The organism is Chromobacterium sinusclupearum, from assembly GCF_002902845.1.
GTDB classification, from domain to species: domain Bacteria; phylum Pseudomonadota; class Gammaproteobacteria; order Burkholderiales; family Chromobacteriaceae; genus Chromobacterium; species Chromobacterium sinusclupearum.
This window is the reverse complement of record NZ_PPTF01000014.1, coordinates 39,140-62,983: the sequence shown is the minus strand read 5'-3', so window position 1 is coordinate 62,983 and position 23,844 is coordinate 39,140. Positions and strand designations below refer to the sequence as shown.

Annotated in this window: 19 protein-coding genes and 5 tRNA genes; 4 read left to right on the top strand and 20 right to left on the bottom strand. The window is 60.5% G+C overall.

Going from position 1 to position 23,844, the window contains the following annotated elements:
* Nucleotides 1-41: 41 nt before the first annotated feature.
* From fusA to rsmD, 19 genes are all read right to left on the bottom strand, one after another.
* Entirely contained in the window at nt 42-2,138 is a 2,097-nt protein-coding gene (fusA, locus tag C2134_RS03355) for an elongation factor G (RefSeq protein ID WP_103317545.1), read from the bottom strand.
* A gap of 27 nt (nt 2,139-2,165) precedes the next feature.
* Nucleotides 2,166-2,636 carry a 30S ribosomal protein S7 gene (gene rpsG, locus C2134_RS03350; RefSeq protein ID WP_011137737.1) on the bottom strand — a complete coding sequence of 157 codons (471 nt, stop codon included), beginning with the start codon at nt 2,634-2,636 and terminating at the stop codon, nt 2,166-2,168.
* 111 nt (nt 2,637-2,747) lie between these two features.
* The gene (gene rpsL / locus C2134_RS03345) at nt 2,748-3,119 is read right to left on the bottom strand and encodes a 30S ribosomal protein S12 (protein WP_011137738.1); all 372 of its coding nucleotides are present in this window, start codon (nt 3,117-3,119) and stop codon (nt 2,748-2,750) included.
* A gap of 164 nt (nt 3,120-3,283) precedes the next feature.
* Complete coding sequence (gene rpoC, locus C2134_RS03340) at nt 3,284-7,474, bottom strand: DNA-directed RNA polymerase subunit beta' (protein WP_103317543.1); 4,191 nt, start codon at nt 7,472-7,474, stop codon at nt 3,284-3,286.
* A gap of 57 nt (nt 7,475-7,531) precedes the next feature.
* Nucleotides 7,532-11,707, bottom strand: a complete 4,176-nt coding sequence (rpoB, locus tag C2134_RS03335) for a DNA-directed RNA polymerase subunit beta (protein WP_103317541.1) — start codon at nt 11,705-11,707, stop codon at nt 7,532-7,534.
* 154 nt (nt 11,708-11,861) lie between these two features.
* Nucleotides 11,862-12,233, bottom strand: a complete 372-nt coding sequence (gene rplL / locus C2134_RS03330; RefSeq protein ID WP_043629984.1) for a 50S ribosomal protein L7/L12 — start codon at nt 12,231-12,233, stop codon at nt 11,862-11,864.
* Between the two features lie 36 nt (nt 12,234-12,269).
* A complete protein-coding gene (gene rplJ / locus C2134_RS03325; RefSeq protein WP_043629983.1) occupies nt 12,270-12,764 on the bottom strand; it encodes a 50S ribosomal protein L10 in 495 nt (164 codons plus the stop codon).
* An 86-nt stretch (nt 12,765-12,850) separates the two neighbouring features.
* A tRNA-Thr gene (locus tag C2134_RS03320) sits at nt 12,851-12,925 on the bottom strand.
* A gap of 181 nt (nt 12,926-13,106) precedes the next feature.
* Nucleotides 13,107-13,802 carry a 50S ribosomal protein L1 gene (gene rplA / locus C2134_RS03315; protein WP_043629979.1) on the bottom strand — a complete coding sequence of 232 codons (696 nt, stop codon included), beginning with the start codon at nt 13,800-13,802 and terminating at the stop codon, nt 13,107-13,109.
* 1 nt (nt 13,803) lies between these two features.
* Entirely contained in the window at nt 13,804-14,235 is a 432-nt protein-coding gene (rplK, locus tag C2134_RS03310; protein ID WP_011137744.1) for a 50S ribosomal protein L11, read from the bottom strand.
* Between the two features lie 100 nt (nt 14,236-14,335).
* Nucleotides 14,336-14,869, bottom strand: a complete 534-nt coding sequence (nusG, locus tag C2134_RS03305; RefSeq protein WP_021479133.1) for a transcription termination/antitermination protein NusG — start codon at nt 14,867-14,869, stop codon at nt 14,336-14,338.
* Nucleotides 14,869-15,225: a preprotein translocase subunit SecE gene (gene secE, locus C2134_RS03300; RefSeq protein WP_052247056.1), complete on the bottom strand. Its 357-nt coding sequence runs from the start codon at nt 15,223-15,225 to the stop codon at nt 14,869-14,871. Before secE ends, nusG begins: the two co-directional genes overlap by 1 nt.
* A gap of 64 nt (nt 15,226-15,289) precedes the next feature.
* Nucleotides 15,290-15,365: transfer RNA gene (locus tag C2134_RS03295), tRNA-Trp, on the bottom strand.
* A 7-nt stretch (nt 15,366-15,372) separates the two neighbouring features.
* Nucleotides 15,373-16,563 carry an elongation factor Tu gene (gene tuf, locus C2134_RS03290; RefSeq protein WP_103317540.1) on the bottom strand — a complete coding sequence of 397 codons (1,191 nt, stop codon included), beginning with the start codon at nt 16,561-16,563 and terminating at the stop codon, nt 15,373-15,375.
* Nucleotides 16,564-16,603: 40 nt separating this feature from the next.
* Nucleotides 16,604-16,678 (bottom strand) — tRNA-Thr (locus C2134_RS03285).
* Between the two features lie 24 nt (nt 16,679-16,702).
* Nucleotides 16,703-16,776, bottom strand: a tRNA-Gly gene (locus C2134_RS03280).
* A 52-nt stretch (nt 16,777-16,828) separates the two neighbouring features.
* Nucleotides 16,829-16,913 (bottom strand) — tRNA-Tyr (locus tag C2134_RS03275).
* Between the two features lie 139 nt (nt 16,914-17,052).
* A complete protein-coding gene (locus tag C2134_RS03270; RefSeq protein ID WP_043627471.1) occupies nt 17,053-17,304 on the bottom strand; it encodes a YfhL family 4Fe-4S dicluster ferredoxin in 252 nt (83 codons plus the stop codon).
* A gap of 103 nt (nt 17,305-17,407) precedes the next feature.
* Nucleotides 17,408-17,962, bottom strand: a complete 555-nt coding sequence (gene rsmD / locus C2134_RS03265; protein ID WP_103317537.1) for a 16S rRNA (guanine(966)-N(2))-methyltransferase RsmD — start codon at nt 17,960-17,962, stop codon at nt 17,408-17,410.
* A 227-nt stretch (nt 17,963-18,189) separates the two neighbouring features.
* Between rsmD and ftsY the strand changes: the two genes are divergently transcribed.
* The 4 genes from ftsY (at nt 18,190) to rpoH (ending at nt 21,925) form a co-directional block, all read left to right on the top strand.
* Nucleotides 18,190-19,332, top strand: a complete 1,143-nt coding sequence (gene ftsY, locus C2134_RS03260) for a signal recognition particle-docking protein FtsY (protein ID WP_103317536.1) — start codon at nt 18,190-18,192, stop codon at nt 19,330-19,332.
* Nucleotides 19,333-19,388: 56 nt separating this feature from the next.
* A complete protein-coding gene (ftsE, locus tag C2134_RS03255) occupies nt 19,389-20,042 on the top strand; it encodes a cell division ATP-binding protein FtsE (RefSeq protein WP_103317534.1) in 654 nt (217 codons plus the stop codon).
* Nucleotides 20,039-20,947 carry a permease-like cell division protein FtsX gene (gene ftsX, locus C2134_RS03250; RefSeq protein ID WP_103317532.1) on the top strand — a complete coding sequence of 303 codons (909 nt, stop codon included), beginning with the start codon at nt 20,039-20,041 and terminating at the stop codon, nt 20,945-20,947. Before ftsE ends, ftsX begins: the two co-directional genes overlap by 4 nt.
* Nucleotides 20,948-21,061: 114 nt before the next feature.
* Nucleotides 21,062-21,925 carry an RNA polymerase sigma factor RpoH gene (rpoH, locus tag C2134_RS03245; protein WP_103317530.1) on the top strand — a complete coding sequence of 288 codons (864 nt, stop codon included), beginning with the start codon at nt 21,062-21,064 and terminating at the stop codon, nt 21,923-21,925.
* Between the two features lie 82 nt (nt 21,926-22,007).
* On the opposite strand, the gene C2134_RS03240 is transcribed toward rpoH, so the two are convergent.
* Nucleotides 22,008-23,792 (bottom strand): PglL family O-oligosaccharyltransferase, encoded by a 1,785-nt coding sequence (locus C2134_RS03240; RefSeq protein WP_103317529.1) that lies wholly within the window; start codon nt 23,790-23,792, stop codon nt 22,008-22,010.
* Nucleotides 23,793-23,844 lie beyond the last annotated feature (52 nt).

The following is a 23,844-nucleotide window of genomic DNA, read 5'->3' as shown; positions in this document are numbered from 1 at the left end:
CTGGCCGGACAAATCGAGATGCCGGCCAGCCTCAGCGCGCATTACTTCTTGGCGGCCATTACGGCTTCAGCAACGTGCTTCGGAGCCTCGGAGTAGTGCTTGAACTCCATGGAGTAAGTAGCACGGCCTTGGGTCGCGGAACGCAGGTCGGTGGAGTAACCGAACATCTCGGCCAGCGGTACTTCGGCCTTGATCTTCTTGCCACCCAAACCGTCATCGTCCATGCCTTGAACCATGCCGCGGCGACGGTTCAGGTCACCCATCACGTCACCCATGTACTCTTCCGGAGTTTCCACTTCCACGGCCATCATCGGCTCGAGGATGCACGGACCGGCGCGGCGCATGGCTTCCTTGAATGCCAGCGAGCCTGCCAGTTCGAACGCGATCTGCGAGGAGTCGACGTCGTGGTAGGAACCGAAGGTCAGACGCACAGTCACGTCCACCACCGGGAAGCCGGCAAGGATACCGCTACCCAGAGTGTTCTGGATACCCTTGTCGACGGACGGAATGAATTCACGCGGAATCACGCCACCCTTGATCTCGTCGAAGAACTTGTAGCCCTGGCCTTCGCCGGACGGTTCCAACGTGATCACGGCATGACCGTACTGACCCTTACCACCAGACTGCTTAACGTGCTTACCTTCAACATCGGTAACCGTCTTGGTGATGGTTTCGCGGTAGGCCACTTGCGGGGCGCCGACGTTGGCTTCCACGCCGAATTCGCGCTTCATGCGGTCAACCAGAATTTCCAGGTGCAGTTCGCCCATACCGGAAATGATGGTCTGGCCGGATTCTTCGTCGGTACGCACGCGGAACGACGGGTCTTCCTTGGCCAGGCGGTTCAGGGCCACACCCATCTTTTCCTGGTCAGCCTTGGTCTTCGGCTCAACGGCTACGTGAATCACCGGATCCGGGAACTCCATGCGCTCCAGGATGATTTCGGCGTCAACGGCGCACAGGGTTTCACCGGTGGTGACTTCCTTCAGGCCGATGGCGGCGGCGATGTCGCCGGCGCGCACTTCGTCGATTTCCTTACGGTCGTTGGCGTGCATCTGCACGATACGGCCGATACGCTCTTTCTTGCCCTTGACCGAGTTCAGCACGGTGTCGCCGGACTTCACCACGCCGGAGTAGACGCGGAAGAAGGTCAGCTGGCCCACGTACGGGTCGTTCATCAGCTTGAACGCCAGAGCCGAGAACGGCTCTTCGTCGGAAGCGTGACGCTCGGCTTCCACGCCGTCGGTTTCGCCCTTGATCGCCGGAACTTCAACCGGCGACGGCAGCAGCTCAATCACGGCGTCCAGCATGCGCTGAACACCCTTGTTCTTGAACGCGGAACCGCACAGCATCGGCTGGATTTCGCACTTCAGGGTACGCTCGCGCAGACCGGCGATGATTTCTTCCTCGGTCAGCGCTTCGCCGCCCAGGTACTTGTCCATCATCTCGTCGCTGACTTCGGCAGCGGCTTCGACCATCTTCTCGCGCCATTCTTCGGCAACGGCAACCAGGTCGGCCGGGATTTCGCCATATTCGAACTTCATGCCTTGAGAGGCTTCGTCCCAAATGATGGCTTTCATCTTCAGCAGGTCAACCACGCCGCTGAAACCGTCTTCAGCGCCGATCGGCACAACGATAGGCACCGGATTGCCGCGCAGACGGGTTTTCACCTGTTCTACGGCACGGAAGAAGTTGGCGCCTTGACGGTCCATCTTGTTCACGAAGGCAATACGCGGAACCTTGTACTTGTTAGCCTGACGCCATACGGTTTCAGACTGCGGCTGCACGCCGCCCACAGCGCAGTACACCATCACGGCGCCGTCCAGAACGCGCATGGAACGCTCCACCTCAATGGTGAAGTCCACGTGTCCCGGGGTGTCGATGATGTTGAAACGGTGCTCGGGGAATTGCATCCCCATGCCCTTCCAGAACGTGGTGGTGGCGGCGGAGGTGATGGTGATGCCACGCTCCTGCTCTTGCTCCATCCAGTCCATGGTAGCGGCGCCGTCGTGAACCTCGCCGATCTTGTGGTTCACACCGGTGTAAAACAGAATACGCTCGGTAGTAGTCGTCTTACCGGCGTCAATGTGAGCGGAGATACCGATATTACGGTAGCGCTCGATGGGGGTTTTCCGTGCCACGGTTTACACCTTAAAAAGTGAACTAGCTTAGAAACGGAAGTGCGAGAAGGCCTTGTTGGCTTCTGCCATGCGGTGCACTTCGTCACGCTTCTTCATCGCGCCGCCACGGCCTTCAGCCGCGTCGATCAGCTCACCAGCCAGGCGCAGGTCCATGGACTTTTCGCCGCGCTTGCGCGCAGCGTCACGCAGCCAGCGCATGGCCAGGGCCATACGACGGGACGGACGGACTTCAACAGGAACTTGATAGTTTGCACCACCTACGCGGCGGCTCTTCACTTCCACCACCGGCTTGGCGTTGGACAGTGCGGTGTTGAACACTTCGATAGCGTTCTTGCCGGTTTTCTTTTCGATCTGTTCCAGCGCGCCGTAGATGATGCGTTCTGCAACAGACTTCTTGCCGTCGATCATCACGACGTTCATGAATTTGGAGAGATCCTGGGAACCGAACTTCGGATCCGGCAGAATTTCACGCTTGGGGACTTCTCTGCGACGTGGCATGTTACTTCCTTAATTATTCAGTTGAGCTCTACTTGCTCATGACTACCCAACGGAGCAGTCACTTACTAGACGACCCTGAGTGTTGATCAGGCCGCCTTGAGTACGTCCCAATTACTTAGGACGCTTGGCGCCGTACTTGGAGCGAGCTTGCTTACGGTCTTTCACGCCAGCGGTATCCAGGGAACCGCGCACGGTGTGGTAACGCACACCCGGCAAGTCCTTGACACGACCGCCGCGGATCAGCACCACGGAGTGTTCCTGCAGGTTGTGGCCTTCACCGCCGATGTACGAAATGACTTCGAAACCGTTGGTCAGACGAACCTTGCACACTTTACGCAGAGCCGAGTTCGGCTTCTTCGGAGTGGTGGTGTAAACACGGGTGCACACGCCACGCTTCTGCGGGCAGGCTTCCAGCGCAGGCACCTTGCTCTTCGCCGTGATGGCGACGCGGCCCTTGCGAACGAGTTGGTTAATGGTTGGCATTACTATCAGTTCCTAGTTGAAGCTTCCCGGAAGCAACACGCCTCCAGAAAGGACGGAGGATTATATTTTAGTCAACGGCTTACCGTCAAATAAAAAACGCCGCCCCAGCAACGTTAACCGTTGATGGAGCAGCGTTTTTTCAACACTTGGCCGCGAGGCCCAGCTTAGTCGTCGCTTTCCAGCGCGGCCGGAGCCGGATCGAACAGCTGCGAATCGCCAGCGTCCAGGCCCAGGTGTTGACGGCGACGGGTGCGGTGGTAGGCGAGACCGGTGCCGGCCGGAATCAGACGGCCGACGATCACGTTTTCCTTCAGACCGCGCAGGTCGTCCTTCTTGCCCATGATGGCCGCTTCGGTCAGCACGCGCGTGGTTTCCTGGAAGGAAGCCGCGGAGATGAACGAGTCGGTGGACAGCGAAGCCTTGGTGATACCCAGCAGCACGTTTTCGTACTGCGCCGGCTCCTTGCCTTCCGCCATCATCTTGTCGTTCATTTCCAGCACGTCGGCGCGCTCCACCTGCTCGCCCTGGATGAATTCGGTGTCGCCGCTGTCGGAGATGACCACGCGACGCAGCATCTGGCGAATGATCACCTCGATGTGCTTGTCGTTGATCTTCACGCCCTGCAGACGATACACCTCCTGCACTTCCTGAACGATGTAGCGGGCCAGCGCCTCGATACCCTGCAGACGCAGGATGTCATGCGGATCGACCGGACCGTCGACGATGGATTCGCCGCGGTTCACTACCTGGCCGTCGTGGACCAGCACGTGCTTGTCCTTCGGGATCAGGTTTTCGTAGCCGCTGCCTTCCAGATCGGTGATGATCAGGCGCTGCTTGCCCTTGGTGTCCTTACCGAACGATACGGTACCGGTCACTTCGGCCAGCATGCCGGCATCCTTCGGCGAACGGGCTTCGAACAGCTCGGCCACGCGCGGCAGACCACCGGTAATGTCGCGGGTCTTGGACGATTCCTGCGGGATACGGGCCAGCACTTCGCCCTTGCCCACATCCTGACCGTCGCGCACGGTGATGATGGCGCCGACCTGGAAGGTGATCGATACCGACGCATCGGAACCGGCCAGCTTCACTTCGTTGCCGCTGTCGTCGAGCAGCTTCACCAACGGACGCAGCATCTTCGACTGGGCGCCAGCGCGGCGTTTCGGGTCGATGACCACCAGCGTGGACAGGCCGGTCACTTCGTCGGTCTGCTTGGCTACGGTCACGCCTTCTTCGACGTTCTCGAACTTCACGCGGCCAGCGTACTCGGTGATGATCGGACGGGTGTGCGGGTCCCAGGTGGCCAGCACGGTGCCTGCCTTGATCTGTAGACCGTCGGTCACCATCAGGGTCGCGCCGTACGGCACCTTGTGACGCTCGCGCTCACGGCCCATATCGTCGTGGATCACCACTTCGCCGGAGCGGGTGATGACGATCAGCTCGCCCTTGGTATTCGCCACGTAGCGCATCTGGCTGGAGAAGCGCACGGTACCGTTGGACTTGCCTTCCACCTGGCTGGCGGCTGCGTTTCGAGACGCGGCACCACCGATGTGGAAGGTACGCATGGTCAGCTGGGTACCCGGCTCACCAATCGACTGCGCAGCGATCACGCCCACGGCTTCGCCGGCGTTGACCTGCTTGCCGCGCGCCAGATCGCGACCATAGCACTTGGCGCACAGGCCGTAGCGCGTGTCGCAAGTGATGGCGGTGCGGACCTTGACTTCGTCGATGCCCAGGCTGTCGATCAGATCGACCATCTGCTCGTCCAGCAGCGTAGCGGCTTCGATCACGGTTTCGCCGGTGGACGGATCCACCACGTCAACCGCGGTCACGCGGCCGAGGATACGGTCGCGCAGCGCTTCGATCACGTCGCCGCCCTGCAGCACGGCCTTCATGGTGAAGCCGTTGGTGGTGCCGCAATCGTCCTCGATCACCACCAGATCCTGGGTCACGTCGACCAGACGACGCGTCAGGTAACCGGAGTTCGCGGTCTTCAAGGCCGTATCCGCCAGACCCTTACGCGCACCGTGGGTGGAGATAAAGTACTGCAATACGGTCAGGCCTTCGCGGAAGTTCGCGGTAATCGGCGTTTCGATAATCGAACCGTCCGGCTTGGCCATCAGACCCCGCATGCCGGCCAGCTGCTTGATCTGGGCTGCGGAACCCCGCGCGCCCGAGTCGGCCATCATGTAAATGGAGTTGAAGGATTCCTGATCGACTTCCTTGCCGTCGCGGTCCAGCACCTTCTGCTTGGACAGCTCGTCCATCATCGCCTTGGCGATCTTGTCGCCGGTGCGGCCCCAGATGTCCACTACCTTGTTGTAGCGTTCGCCCTGGGTCACCAGACCTTGACGGTACTGTTCCTCGATCTCCTTGACTTCCTTGTTGGCCTCGCCCAGCAGGTCAACTTTCTTGGCCGGGATCTGCATGTCGTCCACGCAGATGGAGATGCCGCCGCGGGTGGAGTAGGCGAAACCGGTGTACATCAGCTGGTCGGCGAAGATCACCGTGTCGCGGATGCCGCAACGACGGAACGAAACGTTGATCAGTTTCGAGATTTCTTTCTTCTTCAGCGCCTTGTTGATGTGCTCGAACGGCAGGCCCTTAGGCAGGATGTCGGACAGGATGGCGCGGCCCACGGTGGTGTCGTAACGCTTGATCACCGGTTGGAATTCGCCCTGCTCGTCCTTTTCCCATTCCTTCAGACGGACGGTGATGCGGGTAGCCAGCTCGACCTGACGGGTTTCGTAGGCGCGATGCACTTCCTTGGTGTCCGCAAACACCATGCCCTCGCCCTTGCCATTCACCTTGTCGCGGGTCATGTAGTACAGACCCAACACGATATCCTGCGACGGCACGATGATAGGCTCGCCGTTGGCCGGGGACAGCACGTTGTTGGTGGCCAGCATCAGGGTGCGGGCTTCCATCTGCGCTTCCAGCGACAGCGGGACGTGGACGGCCATTTGGTCGCCGTCGAAGTCGGCGTTGAACGCCGCGCAAACCAGCGGGTGCAGCTGGATGGCCTTGCCTTCGATCAGCACCGGCTCGAACGCCTGGATGCCCAGGCGGTGCAGCGTCGGCGCGCGGTTCAGCAGCACCGGATGCTCGCGGATCACGTCTTCCAGGATGTCCCAGACTTCCGGCACTTCCTGTTCGACCAGCTTCTTGGCCGCCTTGATGGTGGACGCCAGGCCCATCACTTCCAGCTTGTGGAAGATGAACGGCTTGAACAGTTCCAGCGCCATCTTCTTCGGCAGGCCGCACTGATGCAGACGCAGGGTCGGGCCCACGGTAATCACGGAACGACCGGAGTAGTCCACGCGCTTACCCAGCAGGTTCTGACGGAAACGACCGCCCTTACCCTTGATCATGTCGGCCAGCGACTTCAGCGGACGCTTGTTGGCGCCGGTCATGGCCTTGCCGCGACGACCGTTGTCCAGCAGCGAGTCAACCGATTCCTGCAACATGCGCTTTTCGTTGCGCACGATGATGTCCGGCGCGCGCAGTTCCAGCAGACGCTTCAGACGGTTGTTACGGTTGATGACGCGGCGGTACAGGTCGTTCAGGTCGGAGGTCGCGAAACGACCGCCGTCCAGCGGCACCAGCGGACGCAGCTCCGGCGGCAGCACCGGCAGCACTTCCAGGATCATCCATTCCGGCTTCATGCCGGAACGTTGGAAGGCCTCCAGCACTTTCAGGCGCTTGGCGATCTTCTTGATCTTGGTGTCGGAGTTGGTGGCTTCCAGCTCGCGGCGCAGGTTCTCGATCTCGCTGTCCAGGTCCAGCTTCTTCAGCAGTTCCTTCACCGCCTCGGCGCCCATCATGGCGACGAACTCTTCACCGTACTGGTCTTCCTTGTCCAGGAAGTCCTCTTCGGTCAACAGCTGGCGGTACTGCAGCGGAGTCATGCCCGGATCGGTCACGACGAACGCTTCGAAGTACAGCACGCGTTCGATGTCGCGCAGCGTCATGTCCAGCACCATGCCCAGACGCGACGGCAGCGACTTCAGGAACCAGATGTGCGCGGTCGGGCTGGCCAGCTCGATGTGGCCCATGCGCTCGCGGCGCACTTTGGACAGCGTGACTTCCACGCCGCACTTCTCGCAGATGACGCCGCGATGCTTCAGGCGCTTGTACTTGCCGCACAAGCATTCGTAGTCCTTCACCGGTCCGAAGATGCGGGCGCAGAACAGGCCGTCGCGTTCCGGCTTGAAGGTACGATAGTTGATGGTTTCCGGCTTTTTGACTTCGCCATAAGACCAGGAACGGATCTTGTCAGGCGAGGCGATGCCGATCTTAATCGCATCAAACTCTTCTTCTTGCGTGACTTGCTTAAAGAGGTCGAGCAGAGCTTTCATTGCGTCTCCAGTCAGGGGACAGGCGCGGCGTCAATCTTGCCGCGCCCATGGACCCAATCAATAACGTTCCAGGTCGATATCCAGGCCGAGCGAACGGATTTCCTTCACCAGCACGTTGAAGGATTCCGGCATGCCGGCATCGATCTTGTGCTCGCCCTTGACGATGTTTTCGTAGACCTTAGTACGACCGGTCACATCGTCAGACTTCACCGTCAGCATTTCCTGCAGGGTGTAGGCGGCGCCATAGGCTTCCAGCGCCCACACTTCCATCTCACCGAAACGCTGGCCGCCGAACTGGGCCTTACCGCCCAGCGGCTGCTGGGTCACCAGCGAGTACGGGCCGGTGGAACGGGCGTGCATCTTGTCGTCGACCAAGTGGTGCAGCTTCAGGTAGTGCATCACGCCTACGGTGACCTTGCGGTCGAAGGCTTCGCCGGAGCGGCCGTCGAACAGGGTCATCTGGGTCTTGGACTCGTTGAACTCCATCTTTTCGGTCAGTTCGTCGCCATCCGGGTAAGCCAGATCCAGCATGTGCTTGATCTCGGCCTCCTTGGCGCCGTCGAATACCGGCGTGGCGAAGGTCATGCCCTTGCGCAGGTTCTGCGCCAGTTGCAGCACTTCGTCGTCGCTCAGGCTGGCGATCTGCTCCGGCTTGCCGGTTTCGTTGTAGATGCGCTCCAGGTAGCCGCGGATTTCGGCAGCCGACTGCTGCTGCTTCAGCATGCGGTCGATGCGCTCGCCGATGCCCTTGGCGGCCCAACCCAGGTGCACTTCCAGAATCTGACCGATGTTCATACGCGACGGTACGCCCAGCGGGTTCAGCACGATGTCCACCGGACGGCCGTCGCCCATGTACGGCATGTCTTCCACCGGCAGAATGCGCGATACCACACCCTTGTTACCGTGGCGGCCGGCCATCTTGTCGCCGGCCTGCAGGCGGCGCTTCACGGCCAGGTAAACCTTGACCATCTTCTGCACGCCCGGCGGCAGCTCGTCGCCCTGGGTCAGCTTGCGCTTCTTGTCTTCGAACTTGAGGTCGAATTCTTCGCGCTTCTGCGCCAGGCTTTCCTTGATCAGTTCCAACTGCTTGGCGATGTCTTCATCGCTCATGCGGATGTCGAACCAATCATGCTTGGTCGGCAGACCGGCCAGGTATTCCTGGTCGATCACGGTGCCCTTGGCCAGACGCTTCGGACCGCCGTTGGCGACCTTGCCGACGATCAGACGCTCGATACGGCTGAAGGCGTCGTTGTCGAAAATCCGCAGCTGGTCGTTCAGGTCCAGACGATAGCGCTTCAGTTCCGCGTCGATGATGGACTGGGCGCGCTTGTCGCGCTCGATGCCTTCGCGGGTGAACACCTGCACGTCGATCACGGTGCCCACGGTGCCGGTCGGCACGCGCAAGCTCGTGTCCTTCACGTCGGAAGCCTTCTCGCCGAAGATCGCGCGCAGCAGTTTTTCTTCCGGGGTCAGCTGGGTTTCGCCCTTAGGCGTGACCTTGCCCACCAGCACGTCGCCCGCCTCAACTTCCGCACCGATATATACGATGCCGGACTCATCCAGACGGCCTGCCATGCGTTCGGACAGGTTCGGGATGTCGCGGGTGATTTCTTCCGGTCCCAGCTTGGTGTCGCGGGCAACCACGGACAGTTCTTCGATGTGGATCGAGGTGTAGCGGTCTTCTGCAACCAGCTTTTCCGAGATCAGGATCGAGTCTTCGTAGTTGTAGCCGTTCCACGGCATGAAGGCGATGGTCATGTTCTGACCCAGCGCCAGCTCGCCCAGGTCGGTGGAGGCGCCGTCGGCCACCACGTCGCCGCGCGCGATGTGGTCGCCCACCTTCACGATCGGACGCTGGTTGATGTTGGTGTTCTGGTTGGAACGGGTGAACTTGGTCAGGTTGTAGATGTCCACGCCCACTTCGCCAGCGGTCGCTTCTTCATCATTGACGCGGACCACCACGCGGCCGGCGTCGACGTAATCCACCACGCCGCCGCGACGGGCGACTACGGTGGTGCCGGAGTCAACCGCCACGGAACGCTCGATGCCGGTGCCGACATACGCTTTTTCCGGACGCAGGCACGGTACGGCCTGACGTTGCATGTTGGCGCCCATCAAGGCACGGTTCGCGTCGTCATGCTCCAGGAACGGAATCAGCGAGGCGGCAACGGACACCACCTGGCCGGTGGCCACGTCCATGTACTGCACGCGATCCGGCGTCGCCAGAATGGTTTCGCCCTTCTCGCGGCAGGTCACCAGCTCGTCGACCAGGCGGCCTTCGCCATCCAGCTCGGCGTTGGCCTGAGCAATGACGTAGCGGCCTTCCTCGATCGCGGACAGGTAATCGATCTCGTTGGTGACCTTGCCGTCCACGACCTTGCGGTACGGGGTTTCCAGGAAGCCGAACTCGTTGGTGCGGGCGTAGACCGACAGTGAGTTGATCAGACCGATGTTCGGACCTTCCGGCGTTTCGATCGGGCACACGCGACCATAGTGGGTCGGATGCACGTCGCGCACTTCAAAGCCTGCGCGTTCGCGGGTCAGACCGCCCGGACCCAGGGCCGATACGCGGCGCTTGTGGGTGATTTCCGACAGCGGGTTGGTCTGGTCCATGAACTGGGACAGCTGCGAGGAACCAAAGAATTCCTTGATCGCGGCCGACACCGGCTTGGCGTTGATCAGGTCGTGCGGCATCAGGTTGTCGGACTCGGCCTGATTCAGGCGTTCCTTCACCGCGCGCTCGACGCGCACCAGACCGGCGCGGAACTGGTTCTCGGCCAGTTCGCCCACGGAACGCACGCGACGGTTGCCCAGGTGATCGATGTCGTCCACTTCGCCGCGGCCGTTGCGCAGTTCGGTCAAGATGGCGATCACGGACACGATGTCTTCCGTCGACAGCGTGCCTTCGGTCACATCGCGGCGCGAAGCGAACTTCTCGCCGATCAGGGTCTTGAACCACTCCGGCGTCTTGTCGTCGAACTTGTACTGGTAGGTGCGCGAGCTGAACTTCATGCGGCCCACGCGCGACAGATCGTAGGTTTCGTCGCTGAAGAACAGGCGCTGGAACAGCGCTTCCACCGCGTCTTCGGTCGGCGGTTCGCCCGGACGCATCATGCGGTAGATCGCGACGCGAGCCTGGGTCTGGTCCTGGATGTCGTCGGTGCGCAGGGTTTGCGAGATGTACGCGCCCTGGTCCAGATCGTTGGTGAACAGCACCTCGACCTGATCCACTTCGGCCAGCGCCAGCTTGGCCAGCACTTCCTCGGTCACTTCTTCGTTGGCGCGGGCGATCACTTCGCCGGTGTTCTGGTTCACCACGTTGACGGCCAGCACTTTGCCCAGCAGCGCGTCGGCCGGCACTTCGATGCGGTCCAGCTCGGCGGTCTGGATGTCGCGGATGTGCTTGGCGGTGATGCGCTTATCCTTGGCGACGATCAGCTTGCCATCGGCGGCCACGATGTCGAACTTGGCCACTTCGCCCTTCAAACGTTCCGGCACCACGCGCATGAATACGCCGGTCTTGGTCAGGTAGAAGGTGTCGAAGCTGTAGAACTCGGACAGGATCTCTTCGTTGGTGTAGCCCAGCGCCTTCAGCAGGATGGTCACCGGCATCTTGCGGCGACGGTCGATACGGAAGTACAGCAGATCCTTCGGGTCAAACTCGAAGTCCAGCCAGGAGCCGCGGTAAGGGATCACGCGAGCCGAGAACAGCAGCTTGCCGGACGAGTGCGTCTTGCCGCGGTCGTGCTCGAAGAACACGCCCGGGGAGCGGTGCAGCTGGGAGACGATCACGCGCTCGGTGCCGTTGATGATGAAGGAGCCATTGGCGGTCATGAGCGGAATCTCGCCCATGTACACCTCGTTCTCACGCACTTCCTTCACGACCGGCTTGGACGATTCCTTGTCGAAAATCGTCAGGCGGATGCGCGCGCGCAGAGGCGCGGCGAACGTGATGCCGCGCAGTTGGCATTCCTGTACGTCAAACGGCGGCTCGCCCAGAATATAGTGGGCAAAGTCGAGACGCGCATAGCCGTTGTGGCTGACGATCGGAAAGATCGACTTGAACGCAGCCTGAAGACCCACATCCTTGCGCTCATCCAGCGACACACCCAGCTGGAGAAATTCGGTGTAGGAATCAATCTGGGTCGCCAACAGGAAGGGGACGTCGAGAACACTGGCACGTTTCGCAAAGCTCTTACGAATACGTTTCTTCTCAGTAAACGAATAACTCATAGAGTCTCCATCGAGGTGGGTGGCGCAAGAAACCAAAAGTCAGCAGCCACGCCAAGTATATTGCTGGCTTTTACCTTCTTCGTTTCCGCCAACTACAAGCGCAATAAGGCTGGCGGATTTCTCCGCCAGCCTCACCTTCTTTTTTCAAAGAAGATTATTTGATTTCAGCCTTGGCACCGGCTTCGGTCAGTTGCTTAACGATGTCTTCGGCTTCAGCCTTGGCAACGCCTTCCTTCACGGACTTCGGAGCGCCGTCAACCAGGTCCTTGGCTTCTTTCAGGCCCAGACCGGTGATTGCACGGACAACCTTGATCACGCCAACCTTGTTGTCGCCAGCGGCGGACAGGATAACGTCAAACTCGGTCTTCTCTTCAGCAGCAGCAGCGCCACCAGCGGCCGGGCCGGCAACGGCTACGGCAGCGGCGGAAACGCCGAACTTCTCTTCGAACGCCTTAACCAGGTCGTTCAGTTCCATCACGGTCAGACCAGCAACGGCCTCGAGGATGTCTTCTTTGGTGATTGCCATGTGAAAATCTCCTGAATTCTATAAGAATCAAATAAGTTAAGCGGCTTCGGCTTGCTTCTCGGCCAATGCAGCCAGCGCGCGGGCGAAGCCAGCGACCGGAGCCTGCATAACGTAGAGAAGCTTGGACAGCAGTTCTTCGCGGCTCGGGATGGACGCCAGCTCAGCAACCTGAGCAGCGTTCAGTACCTTGCCATCGTAGGAACCGGCCTTGACGATGATCTTGTCGTCAGCCTTGGCAAATTGATGCAGCACCTTGGCAGCAGCAACCGGGTCGGCAGAAACGGCGTAAACCAGCGGACCGACCATTTGGTCAGCCAGGCCAGCAAACGGAGTGCCTTCCACAGCGCGACGCACCAGCGTGTTCTTCAGAACGCGCAGGTAAACGCCGTTCTCGCGCGCCTGAGCGCGGAGTTTGGTCATGCTGCTAACCTCGATGCCCCGATATTCAGCGATAACGAGGGTCTGAGCTTCTGCCAGTTGGGCAGATACTTCAGCGACTACCGCCTTTTTATCTTCGATATTGAGACTCAAGGTCTACCTCCTAGACTGAAATGAGACGAAAGGATTTTCGCCTCGCTTTGCAGCGGCGACCTGTATCAGGAGACATCAAAAAGAACTGGTGCTCATGGGCGGAATTGAACCGCCGACCTCTCCCTTACCAAGGGAGTGCTCTACCCCTGAGCTACATGAGCCTTGAACTTAAGAAGCCTGTTTCGGGTACACCATCTGCGTAGGATGCGGATTTCCGTACCGGCCAATCTGCTATTAAGCCTTGCGGCACCTACGGTCTTTGACAATCTGGCAGGCAAGCCTGCCAGCCCAAAGCCTTTAACCAGGCGGCTTTCGCCGCCCGATCATGCTCCGGCAACGCGATTAGGCGCTGACGGTAGCGGTATCTACGCGAGCGCCGATGCCCATGGTGCTGGAAACGGCGATCTTTTTCAGATACACGCCCTTGGAAGCTGCCGGCTTGGCTTTCACCAGGGCATCAACCAGAGCGGAGAAGTTTTCACGCAGAGCTTCAGCTTCGAAGGAAGCGCGGCCGATGGTGGCGTGAATGATACCAGCCTTGTCGGTACGGTACTGCACCTGACCGGCCTTGGCGTTCTTCACAGCTTCGGCGACGTTCGGGGTAACCGTGCCAACCTTCGGGTTCGGCATCAGGCCACGCGGACCCAGGATCTGGCCCAGCTGACCCACAACGCGCATCGCGTCCGGGGAAGCGATCACCACGTCGAAGTCCAGGTTGCCGGCCTTCACTTGCTCGGCCAGGTCTTCAAAACCGACCACTTCAGCGCCGGCAGCCTTGGCGGCTTCGGCGTTGGCGCCTTGAGCAAATACGGCAACGCGTACGGACTTGCCAGTGCCGCGCGGCAGAACCACGGAACCACGAACCACTTGGTCGGATTTACGCGGATCCACGCCCAGATTCACGGAGATGTCGATCGACTCGTCGAACTTGGCGGTGGCGGCAGCCTTAACCAGGGCGATAGCTTCGTCAACAGCGTACAGCTTGTTGCGATCAACGGTAGCCTTCAGCGCTTGCATGCGCTTGGAGATCTTAGCCATGTTATACGCCCTCCACTTCCAGACCCATCGAACGGGCGGAGCCGGCGATGGTGCGAACAGCGGCGTCCAGATCAGCAGCGGTCAGATCCGCTTGCTTGGTCTTGGCGATTTCTTCCAGCTGAGCGCGGGTCACTTTACCAACCTTGTCCACATGCGCCTTGGCGGAGCCGGACTTGATGCCAGCAGCCTTCTTCAGCAGGAAGGTCGCCGGCGGCGTCTTCATGGTGAAGGTGAAGGACTTGTCTGCGTAAGCGGTGATCACAACCGGAATCGGCATGCCCGGCTCCATGCCCTGAGTTTGAGCATTGAACGCCTTGCAGAATTCCATGATGTTCAGACCGCGCTGACCCAGTGCCGGACCGATCGGAGGCGACGGGTTGGCCTTGCCAGCGGGCACTTGCAGCTTGATATAGCCGACAATTTTCTTTGCCACGATTAAAGCTCCTAAAATGGGTATAGCGCGAAGAGGACTTCGCTCCCCGGACGAAAGCGCAACATCTTACACGCTTTCAAAAATCTTGCCAAGCGAAATATTACAGCTTTTCGACCTGACCGAACTCCAGCTCAACCGGCGTGTCGCGGCCGAAGATCTGCACCGACACGCGCAACTTGTTGCGCTCGTAATTGACTTCATCCACCGAACCGTTGAAGTCATTGAACGGACCATCGATGACGCGCACGCGCTCACCGACTTCGAACAAGACTTTCGGCTTCGGCTTTTCCACGCCCTCTTGCATCTGCTGCATGATGGCTTCGACTTCCTTCTTGGAAATCGGCGCCGGGCGGTTGGCCGTGCCGCCGACAAAACCGGTCACCTTGGGCGTACTCTTGACCAAGTGCCAGGTATCGTCGGTCATTTCCATTTCCACCAGCACGTAGCCAGGGAAGAACTTGCGCTCGGTGATGGACTTGCGGCCGTTCTTGACGTCCACAACCTCTTCCACCGGCACCAAAATCTGACCAAATTGGTCTGCGATGTCGGAACGCTCGATACGTTCACGCAGCGCCTTTTGCACGCTTTTCTCAAAACCCGAATAAGCGTGTACCACATACCAGCGCTTTGCCATTATCTACCTCGACCGAGAATCACATCGTAAAACAGCCAGGACAGGCTGGAGTCCACCAGCCACATGAAGAGCGCCAGCACCGCGACGAATACAAACACCATCAGCGTTACCTGAGTCGCCTCCTTGCGCGTCGGCCATACCACCTTACGAGCCTCGACAATCGACTCGTTGGCATAGACCACCAGCCCCTTGCCAGGAGCAGACGTCCATACTACGCCAGCAGCCAGCAAAATAGATACGATGAACGCCAGCGCGCGCAGCAGCCCCTGCCCTTCCGGAATCAGGTAAAAGCCGACGATGCCGGCAACAACTACAAGACCAGCTACGTACAACTTGATCTTATCTTGCATTTCCATGTCGAATCTTCTCTCGCATATGCGACAAAAGACCAACCGGCGCAGAGCGCCGGCTGGTCTTAATTGGCAGGCCAGGAGGGTCTCGAACCCCCAACCCTCGGTTTTGGAGACCGATACTCTACCAATTGAGCTACTGGCCTATAAACCTTACTTCAGAATCTTGGCAACCACGCCGGCGCCGACGGTACGGCCGCCTTCGCGGATAGCGAAGCGCAGACCTTCTTCCATGGCGATCGGTGCGATCAGTTCAACGGAGATTTCCACGTTGTCGCCCGGCATTACCATTTCCACGCCTTCAGCCAGCTTGATCGCGCCGGTCACGTCGGTCGTACGGAAGTAGAACTGCGGACGGTAGTTCGCGAAGAACGGGGTGTGACGGCCACCTTCGTCCTTGGACAGCACGTACACGGAAGCTTGGAACTCGGTGTGCGGGGTGATGGAACCCGGCTTGGCCAGAACCTGGCCGCGCTCGACGTCTTCACGCTTGGTGCCGCGCAGCAGCACGCCCACGTTATCGCCGGCTTGACCTTGGTCCAGCAGCTTGCGGAACATTTCCACGCCGGTGCAGGTGGTCTTGGCGGTAGCCTTCAGACCCACGATTTCCAGCTCTTCGCCAACCTTCACGATACCGCGCTCAACGCGACCGGTCACCACGGTGCCGCGGCCGGAGATCGAGAACACGTCTTCGATCGGCAGCAGGAACGGCTTGTCGATGGCGCGTTCCGGAGTCGGGATGTAGGAGTCCAGAGCAGCAGCCAGACGGAAGATGGACGGTTCGCCCATTTCGGATTGGTCGCCTTCCAGCGCCAGACGCGCGGAACCGATCACGATCGGAGTGTCGTCGCCCGGGAAGTCGTAGGAAGACAGCAGATCGCGCACTTCCATTTCCACCAGTTCCAGCAGCTCGGCATCGTCAACCAGGTCAGCCTTGTTCAGGTAAACGATGATGTACGGCACGCCAACCTGACGGGACAGCAGGATGTGTTCACGGGTTTGCGGCATCGGACCATCAGCGGCCGAGCAAACCAGGATCGCGCCGTCCATCTGGGCAGCACCGGTAATCATGTTCTTAACGTAGTCAGCGTGACCCGGGCAGTCTACGTGAGCGTAGTGGCGCGCTTCGGTTTCGTATTCAACGTGCGCGGTATTGATGGTAATACCACGAGCCTTCTCTTCCGGCGCACTGTCGATCTGGGAGTAATCCTTAGCTTCGCCACCGAACTTCTTGGACAGAATGGTGGTGATAGCGGCGGTCAGAGTGGTTTTACCATGGTCAACGTGACCGATGGTGCCGACGTTTACGTGCGGTTTGGTCCGCTCGAACTTTTCCTTAGCCATGGCAAATTTCCTGAATACGAAACAAGCTAAATTTAAACGGTGGTGCCCATGGGCAGAATTGAACTGCCGACCTCTCCCTTACCAAGGGAGTGCTCTACCCCTGAGCTACATGGGCCCTAAACAGGCTATATCAAACGCTTGGAGCGGGTGAAGGGAATCGAACCCTCGTCGTAAGCTTGGAAGGCTTCTGCTCTACCATTGAGCTACACCCGCCTGGCTTCACAACTAGACAGCGATGCTTCACTGCCAAGCGCTTTTCTAAATCTGGTGGAGGGAGAAGGATTCGAACCTTCGAAGGCAGAGCCGTCAGATTTACAGTCTGATCCCTTTGACCGCTCGGGAATCCCTCCTGAAAGAGACCCGAATATTATAGATGGCCTTGCAGGCCGTCAACACCTTTTGCGAAAAAAATTACAGTTTCCGGCCTGAAAATAAAAAACGCCCCATCCAGGATGGGGCATCTTCTTTTTAATCAATCACTTGCCAAAATCAAGCCTGGCCGGAAATTTTCAGATACTTCTGGTACAGCTCATCCTTGGTCTCCGGATGCGACGGATCCAGCGGGATGCAATCGACCGGACAGACCTGCTGGCACTGCGGCTCATCGTAGTGGCCGACGCACTGGGTGCACAGATTGGGGTCGATCTGGTAGATCTCCTCGCCTTGCGAGATCGCGTTATTGGGGCACTCCGGCTCACAGACGTCGCAGTTGATGCATTCGTCGGTAATGATCAAAGACATAGTAATTTCCTCAAGTATTCCACATCGTGAATTCTGTCACCCACCGCCGCCAGTCGCAAGGGCGCGCTGGTTATATCGTTAGACGGGCGCGGGACTGAAGGCGCTAGGCCGAGGCCAGCCCCAGCAGGCCGTACTGCACCATGCCGGCCTTGTCGCGCTTGAGCAGCGTCAGCCCTTCCGGCAGCGCGTCCGGCCATTGACGGGCCTCGACGTACGCCACGCCGTCTTCGGACAGGCACTGCGCCAAGAGCGGCAGCACCTGCTGCAATAAATCGGAGTCGTACGGCGGATCGACGAAAATCACGTCGAAGCGCTCGCGACAGTTCTTCAAATACAGCAGCGCGTCGCCGCTCATCACTTCCAACGCGCCAGCCTGCAGCAACTGCCGGTTCGCCTGCAGCGATTCGCACACTTGCCGCGACTTTTCCACCATCACCACGCGCCGCGCCGCGCGCGATGCGGCTTCAAAGCCCAGCGCGCCGCTGCCGGCGAACAAGTCCAGGCAGTTTTTTCCATACAAATCCTGGCCCAACCAGTTGAACAGCGTCTCGCGGACGCGATCCGGCGTCGGCCGCAGTCCGGCCGCATCGGGAAAAGGCAACATGCGGCGTCGGTACTCGCCGCCAATGATTCGGACCTTGTTACGTGACTGACTCATGACTCTCGTCTTTTTGAAACAAGGGCAGGAGTTTAACCCGATCAGCACTTTAGCGCCTCTTTCACGCTGCTTTGCCGGCAAATCTGTCGCGTGTCCGACGAAATTCCAGCCTATTCCTTATATATGTTTTGCGTGAATCGCTTCGATCCCGTGCGTGCAAGCCTGTACGAGAAGCCGTTTGAGGATACAATTTAGCCATTTATCGCTTTTCCCTGGTTCATTTACGCATGTTCAGCTTCTTCAAGAAAAAGCCCAAGCCGGCGGAAACGCCGCAAATCGAGACCCCGGCCCAGCCAACGGCCGCTATCGAAGACGTAGCGCCCGCCATCCCGCAGCCCGCGGCGGAAACGCCGGCGCCGGCCGTCGCAGCGCCCGCCCCCGTCGAGACTGCCGCCCCGGCAGCCGAAGAGGTAGCAGTCAGCGCCCCGTCCCAGCCGGCGGAGGAAGCCGTGCCGCTGAAGAAAATGAGCTGGACCGAACGCCTGAAAGCCGGCCTGTCCAAAACCCGCGACAAGCTGGGCAAGCAGCTGGCCGGCCTGTTCGGCGGCGGCAAGATCGACGAGGAGCTGTACGAAGACCTGGAAACGGTGCTGCTGACTGCCGACATGGGCATGGATGCCACCGTCCATCTACTGAAGGATGTGCGCGCGCGCGTGTCGCTGAAGGGCCTGAAGGACGCATCGGAACTGAAGGGCGCGCTGAAGGATTCGCTGCAGGACCTGATCGGCCCGCTGCAGGTGCCACTGAACGTGGAAGGCAAGAAGCCGTTCGTGATCATGATGACCGGCGTCAACGGCGCCGGCAAGACCACTTCCATCGGCAAGCTGGCCAAGTATTATCAAAGCCAAGGCAAGAGCGTGCTGCTGGCCGCAGGCGACACCTTCCGCGCCGCCGCGCGGGAACAGCTGATCGCCTGGGGCGAGCGCAACAACGTGACGGTGATCGCGCAACAGGGCGGCGACTCGGCCGCGGTATGCTACGACGCGATTCAAGCCGCCATGGCACGCGGCATCGACATCGTGCTGGCCGACACCGCCGGCCGCCTGCCGACGCAGCTGCACCTGATGGAAGAGATCAAGAAGGTGAAGCGCGTGATCCAGAAAGCGCTGCCGGACGCGCCCCATGAGGTGGTGCTGGTGCTGGACGCCAATATCGGCCAGAACACGGTCAACCAGGTCAAGGCCTTCGACGATGCGCTGGGCCTGACCGGCCTGATCCTGACCAAGCTGGACGGCACGGCCAAGGGCGGCGTGATCGCCGCCATCGCCAAGCAGCGGCCGATTCCGCTGCGCTTCATCGGCGTGGGCGAGAGCATAGACGACCTGCGGCCGTTCAATAGCCGCGACTACATTGACGCGCTGTTCGAATAACATAAATGCGGCCGCGGATGCAGCCGCCTTTCTCAGCCAACAAGCGGGAAACCTCAATGATACAGTTCGACCAGGTCACCAAGCGTTACCCTGGTGGCAACGAAGCCCTGAAGAACCTGTCGTTCACCATCGAAACCGGCGAAATGGTGTTTCTGGCCGGCCACTCTGGCGCCGGCAAATCCACCCTGCTCAAGCTGATCGCCGGCATCGAGCGCGCCACCAGCGGCGGCGTGCTGGTCAATGGCCAGAACCTGTCCAAGCTGCGCGGCAGCCAGCTGCCGTATGTGCGCCAGCATCTGGGCATGGTTTTCCAGGACCACAAAATCCTGTTCGACCGCAGTGTGTTCGACAATGTGATGCTGCCGCTGGACATCATAGGCTTTGACCGCCGCGACGCCGCCAAGCGCGTGCGCGCCGCGCTGGACAAGGTGGGCCTGCTGAGCAAGGAAAAATCCATGCCGATCCGCCTGTCCGGCGGCGAGCAGCAACGGCTGTGCATCGCCCGCGCCGTGGTGCACCGCCCCAGCATCCTGCTGGCGGACGAGCCCTCCGCCAACCTGGACCGCGCCTACGCGCTGGACATCATGGAATTGTTCAAATCCTTCCACCAGGTGGGCGTGACGGTATTGATCTCCGCCCACGATGAAACGCTGATGGAAGACTACGGCCGCCGCATCATCCGCCTGAGGGAAGGACAGTTCGCCGCATGAAACACTTTCTCTATCTGAACTGGCAAAGCGCCAAGCTGGCGCTGATCAAAATCCTGCGCCAGCCGTTCGGCAGCATGCTGACGCTGTTGATGCTGGCCTTGGCGCTGGCCCTGCCCTTGTCGCTGTACCTGGCCGTCAGCAGCGTGCAGGATTGGGTGGGCCGCCTGACTGCCACGCCGCAGATCACCCTGTTCATGGAGCTGTCGGCCGAGGAGGCGGACATCGCCGCCGTGCAAACCACGCTGGCTCACCACCCCAAGGTGAAAAGCTTCACTTTCGTCAGCAAGGGCAAGGCATTGCAAGATCTGGAGCAGCGCAACGGCCTGTCCGGCCTGTCCGATGGACTGGAAGGCAACCCGCTGCCCGACGCCTTCGTGGTGACGCCCAAGACGCTGGAGCCGCGCGAAATGGAAATGCTGCAGAAGGAGCTGTCCGGCCTGCCGATGGTGGAAACGGCGCAGTTCGACGCCCATTGGGCCAAACGGCTGTACGGCATGGTGGAGATGGGCCAGAAGCTGACCGCCTTCCTCGCCGCGGCGCTGGGCCTGGCGCTGGTGCTGGTGACGCATAACGCGATCCGCATGCAGATTCTGGCGCGGCAGGATGAAATCGAAGTGTCCAAGCTGATTGGCGCCACGGATAGCTTTATCCGGCGTCCCTTCATGTACCATGCGCTGTGGCAAGGGGTGCTGGCCGCCCTGCTGGCCTGGGGCCTGTCGTGCTGGCTGTCGTCGATGGCCAATCCGTCGATCCGCGAATTCGCCATGCTGTACGGCGAACGGGTGGAACTGCGCGTCCTGACGCCGCTGGAGCTGGCGGCCCTGATCGGCATCTCCGCGCTGCTGGCGATGCTGGGCGCGCGGCTGGCCGCGGACCACCATCTGCGCAAGGTCGAACCCAAATAAACAAAATGGCTATCGAGCCGATTGTTAAAAATCATTGACTCGGGAACCTTTCCTTGCTAGCACTCTCAATACTCGAGTGCTAACATAGCACTACCCAAGGAGGTAGCCATCGCAATGAACACAACATTTGCCCTTCCCGTCCCGTCGACCAGCGGCAGCCTGGAACAATACATCCAGGCGGTCAACAGCGTGCCGATGCTGACGCAGGAGCAGGAAACCGAGCTCGCAACCCGTTTCCAGCAGGAAAACGATCTGGAAGCGGCGCGGCAAATGGTGCTGTCGCACCTGCGCGTGGTGGTGTCCGTCGCTCGCGGCTATGCCGGCTACGGCCTGCCGCAAGCCGATCTGATCCAGGAAGGCAATATCGGCCTGATGAAGGCGGTCAAGCGCTTTGAACCGGGCCGCGGCGTGCGCCTGTTCTCGTTCGCCATCCACTGGATCAAGGCCGAGATCCACGAATTCATCCTGCGCAACTGGCGTCTGGTGCGCATCGCCACCACCAAGCCGCAGCGCAAGCTGTTCTTCAACCTGCGCAGCATGAAGAGCGGTTTCTCCGCCCTGTCCGAACAGGAAGCGAAATCCATTGCCGCCGATCTCGGCGTCAAGCCCGAGGAAGTGCGCGAGATGGAAATCCGCATGAACGGCCAGGACGTCTCGCTGATCGGCGATTCCGACGACGACGACAGCTACGCGCCGATCGACTGGCTGGCGGACAGCCACAGCGAGCCGACGCGCGCGCTGGAACGCCGCGCCTTCGATCATCTGCAGTCCGAAGGCCTGGAATACGCGCTGTCCACGCTGGACGCGCGCAGCCGCCGCATCGTCGAAGCGCGCTGGTTGACCGACGACAGCGGCTCCACGCTGCACGAGCTGGCGGCGGAATTCGGCGTATCCGCCGAACGCATCCGCCAGATCGAAGCCAAGGCGCTGACCAAAATGAAAACCGCGCTGAGTGAAGGCGTGGTGCTGGACAACTAAGCCGCGCTCACCGCCCGAAAAAAAGCCGCTCGAACCATCGAGCGGCTTTTTATTTGCCCGCCATCCGGCGGGCGCATGCCTATCACTCCTGCAAGGTGCGGAACTTGGCCGGCAACTTGTCGTAGGCTTCGCGGCTGATCTTGCGCAGCGGCTCCCATTCTGGGTTGGCGTCGCCCAGCGTCTCGATGAACTGGCCGGCGTAAGTGGGGAAGGACGCCAGCGTGGTGCGCAGCGTCTGCTCCGCCTTGGCCCTCTGGCCCGCCAGAATCTCCATCTGCGCGCGCTTTAGCATCACGTCCGGATACGGGCGGAAGGCGGTCAGCCTGTCCTCCAGCGCCAGCTTCTGCTTCAGATTGTCGCGGGTGATCGGCAAATAATCGTCCAGCGTGTACAGGGCGTGATAGGCGAACAGGGGTTTGGTTTCGATAATCTCGATCAGCCGCTCGCTGCGCTTGGCATCCTTTTGCGCGTTGCCGGTGGGCGTATACAGATTGACCAGCTCCCAGAACATCGGCGTGGTGCTGATGGACAACCAACCCACCCACACCAGCGCGCCCAAGAGCGGCAAGCGCAACCAGGGCGACGGCAGCTTCTCGTCGCGCGGCGCCATGGCGACGAAGATCACCAGCATCGCCAGGAAGTAGAAGTACCACAGCGGGTACTCCAGCATGCTATGGGTCAAGGTCACCGCCACGCAGCCCAAGGCCAGCACGCCCTCCGGCGTCGCCGCGCGGCGGAAGAACGGCAGCACCACCCACAGGAAGCCGCCCACCACCAGCGCCGTGGCCGGGCCGCCCATTTCCGCCAACAGCTGCATCACCAGATTATGCGCGTTGGTGAACAAGCCGCTGTTGTAGCCGGCCGCGGCGAACTGCGGCAGCGGCTGCAAGCGCACGCTCTCCGCAGCGTATTGCGACCAACCCACGCCCCACAGCGGATGCGCCTGGAAAGTCAGCCAGGCCTTGTGCATCTCGGCGAAGCGGCGCGCGCCCATATCGTCGCCATTGGCCGCCAGCCGCGCCACGCCGGAAGCGTTTTCCACGTCGGTGTGGGTCAGCAGGGAGATCAAATGATTGAACAGCGGCAAGGCGAACTGCGCGGCGACGATCACCACGCTGGTCAGCCACATCGCCGTCATCAGCCGGCCCAGCGCTTCATCGCGGTTGCGCCAGTACCACAGGCCCGCCAGCGCCGACATCGCCACCAGATACAGCAGGATGGAACGCGAGCCGGCCCAAGCCAGCATCAGCGACATCCACAGCACCAGCGCGATCAGCCAGTTGCGGCCCAGACGGCCCACGGCAAACAGATAGACGCCGGACACCACCGACCACATCAGGTAATGGGCATACTGGTTGCGCTGGCCGATATGGCCGAAGATATTGCTGGTGGGGTGGGAGCTGTCATAGAACAGGCCCAGCACCGGGGCCAGCCCGCTCACCTGTGCCGTCCCGATCAGCGACTGCACCAGCCCACCCACGATGATGGCGCGGGCCAGCCATATCGCAAATTCCCGCTCGCCGAACGCGCCGCGCAGCGACGCCGTCACCGAGGCCAGCAAGGCCAGCGACAACCAACCCAGCGCAGTGACGTAGCTCATGCCGGGGAACAATAGATGGACGAATTGCGGCTGCAGCGCCCACACCGCCGCCAGCAGCAGACACCACCAGCTGGCGCGCGGCACCGCGTCGAACAAGCGGCCGGATGGCATGAGCAACACGCCGGCAGCCAGCAGCAGCCAGATCACATTGATTTCGCCGAACCATTGCGGCAGCGGCACAAAGTGCACGCGCGAGGCGAACGGCACGATGGCGATCAAGCCCAGCGCCAGCAGCGCCAGGCGCTCGGATAGTTTCTGAAAAGTCATGGCAGACCAGAGGTTGGAAACAGCGGAGCCGGCAGCATACCGCATGCGCCGG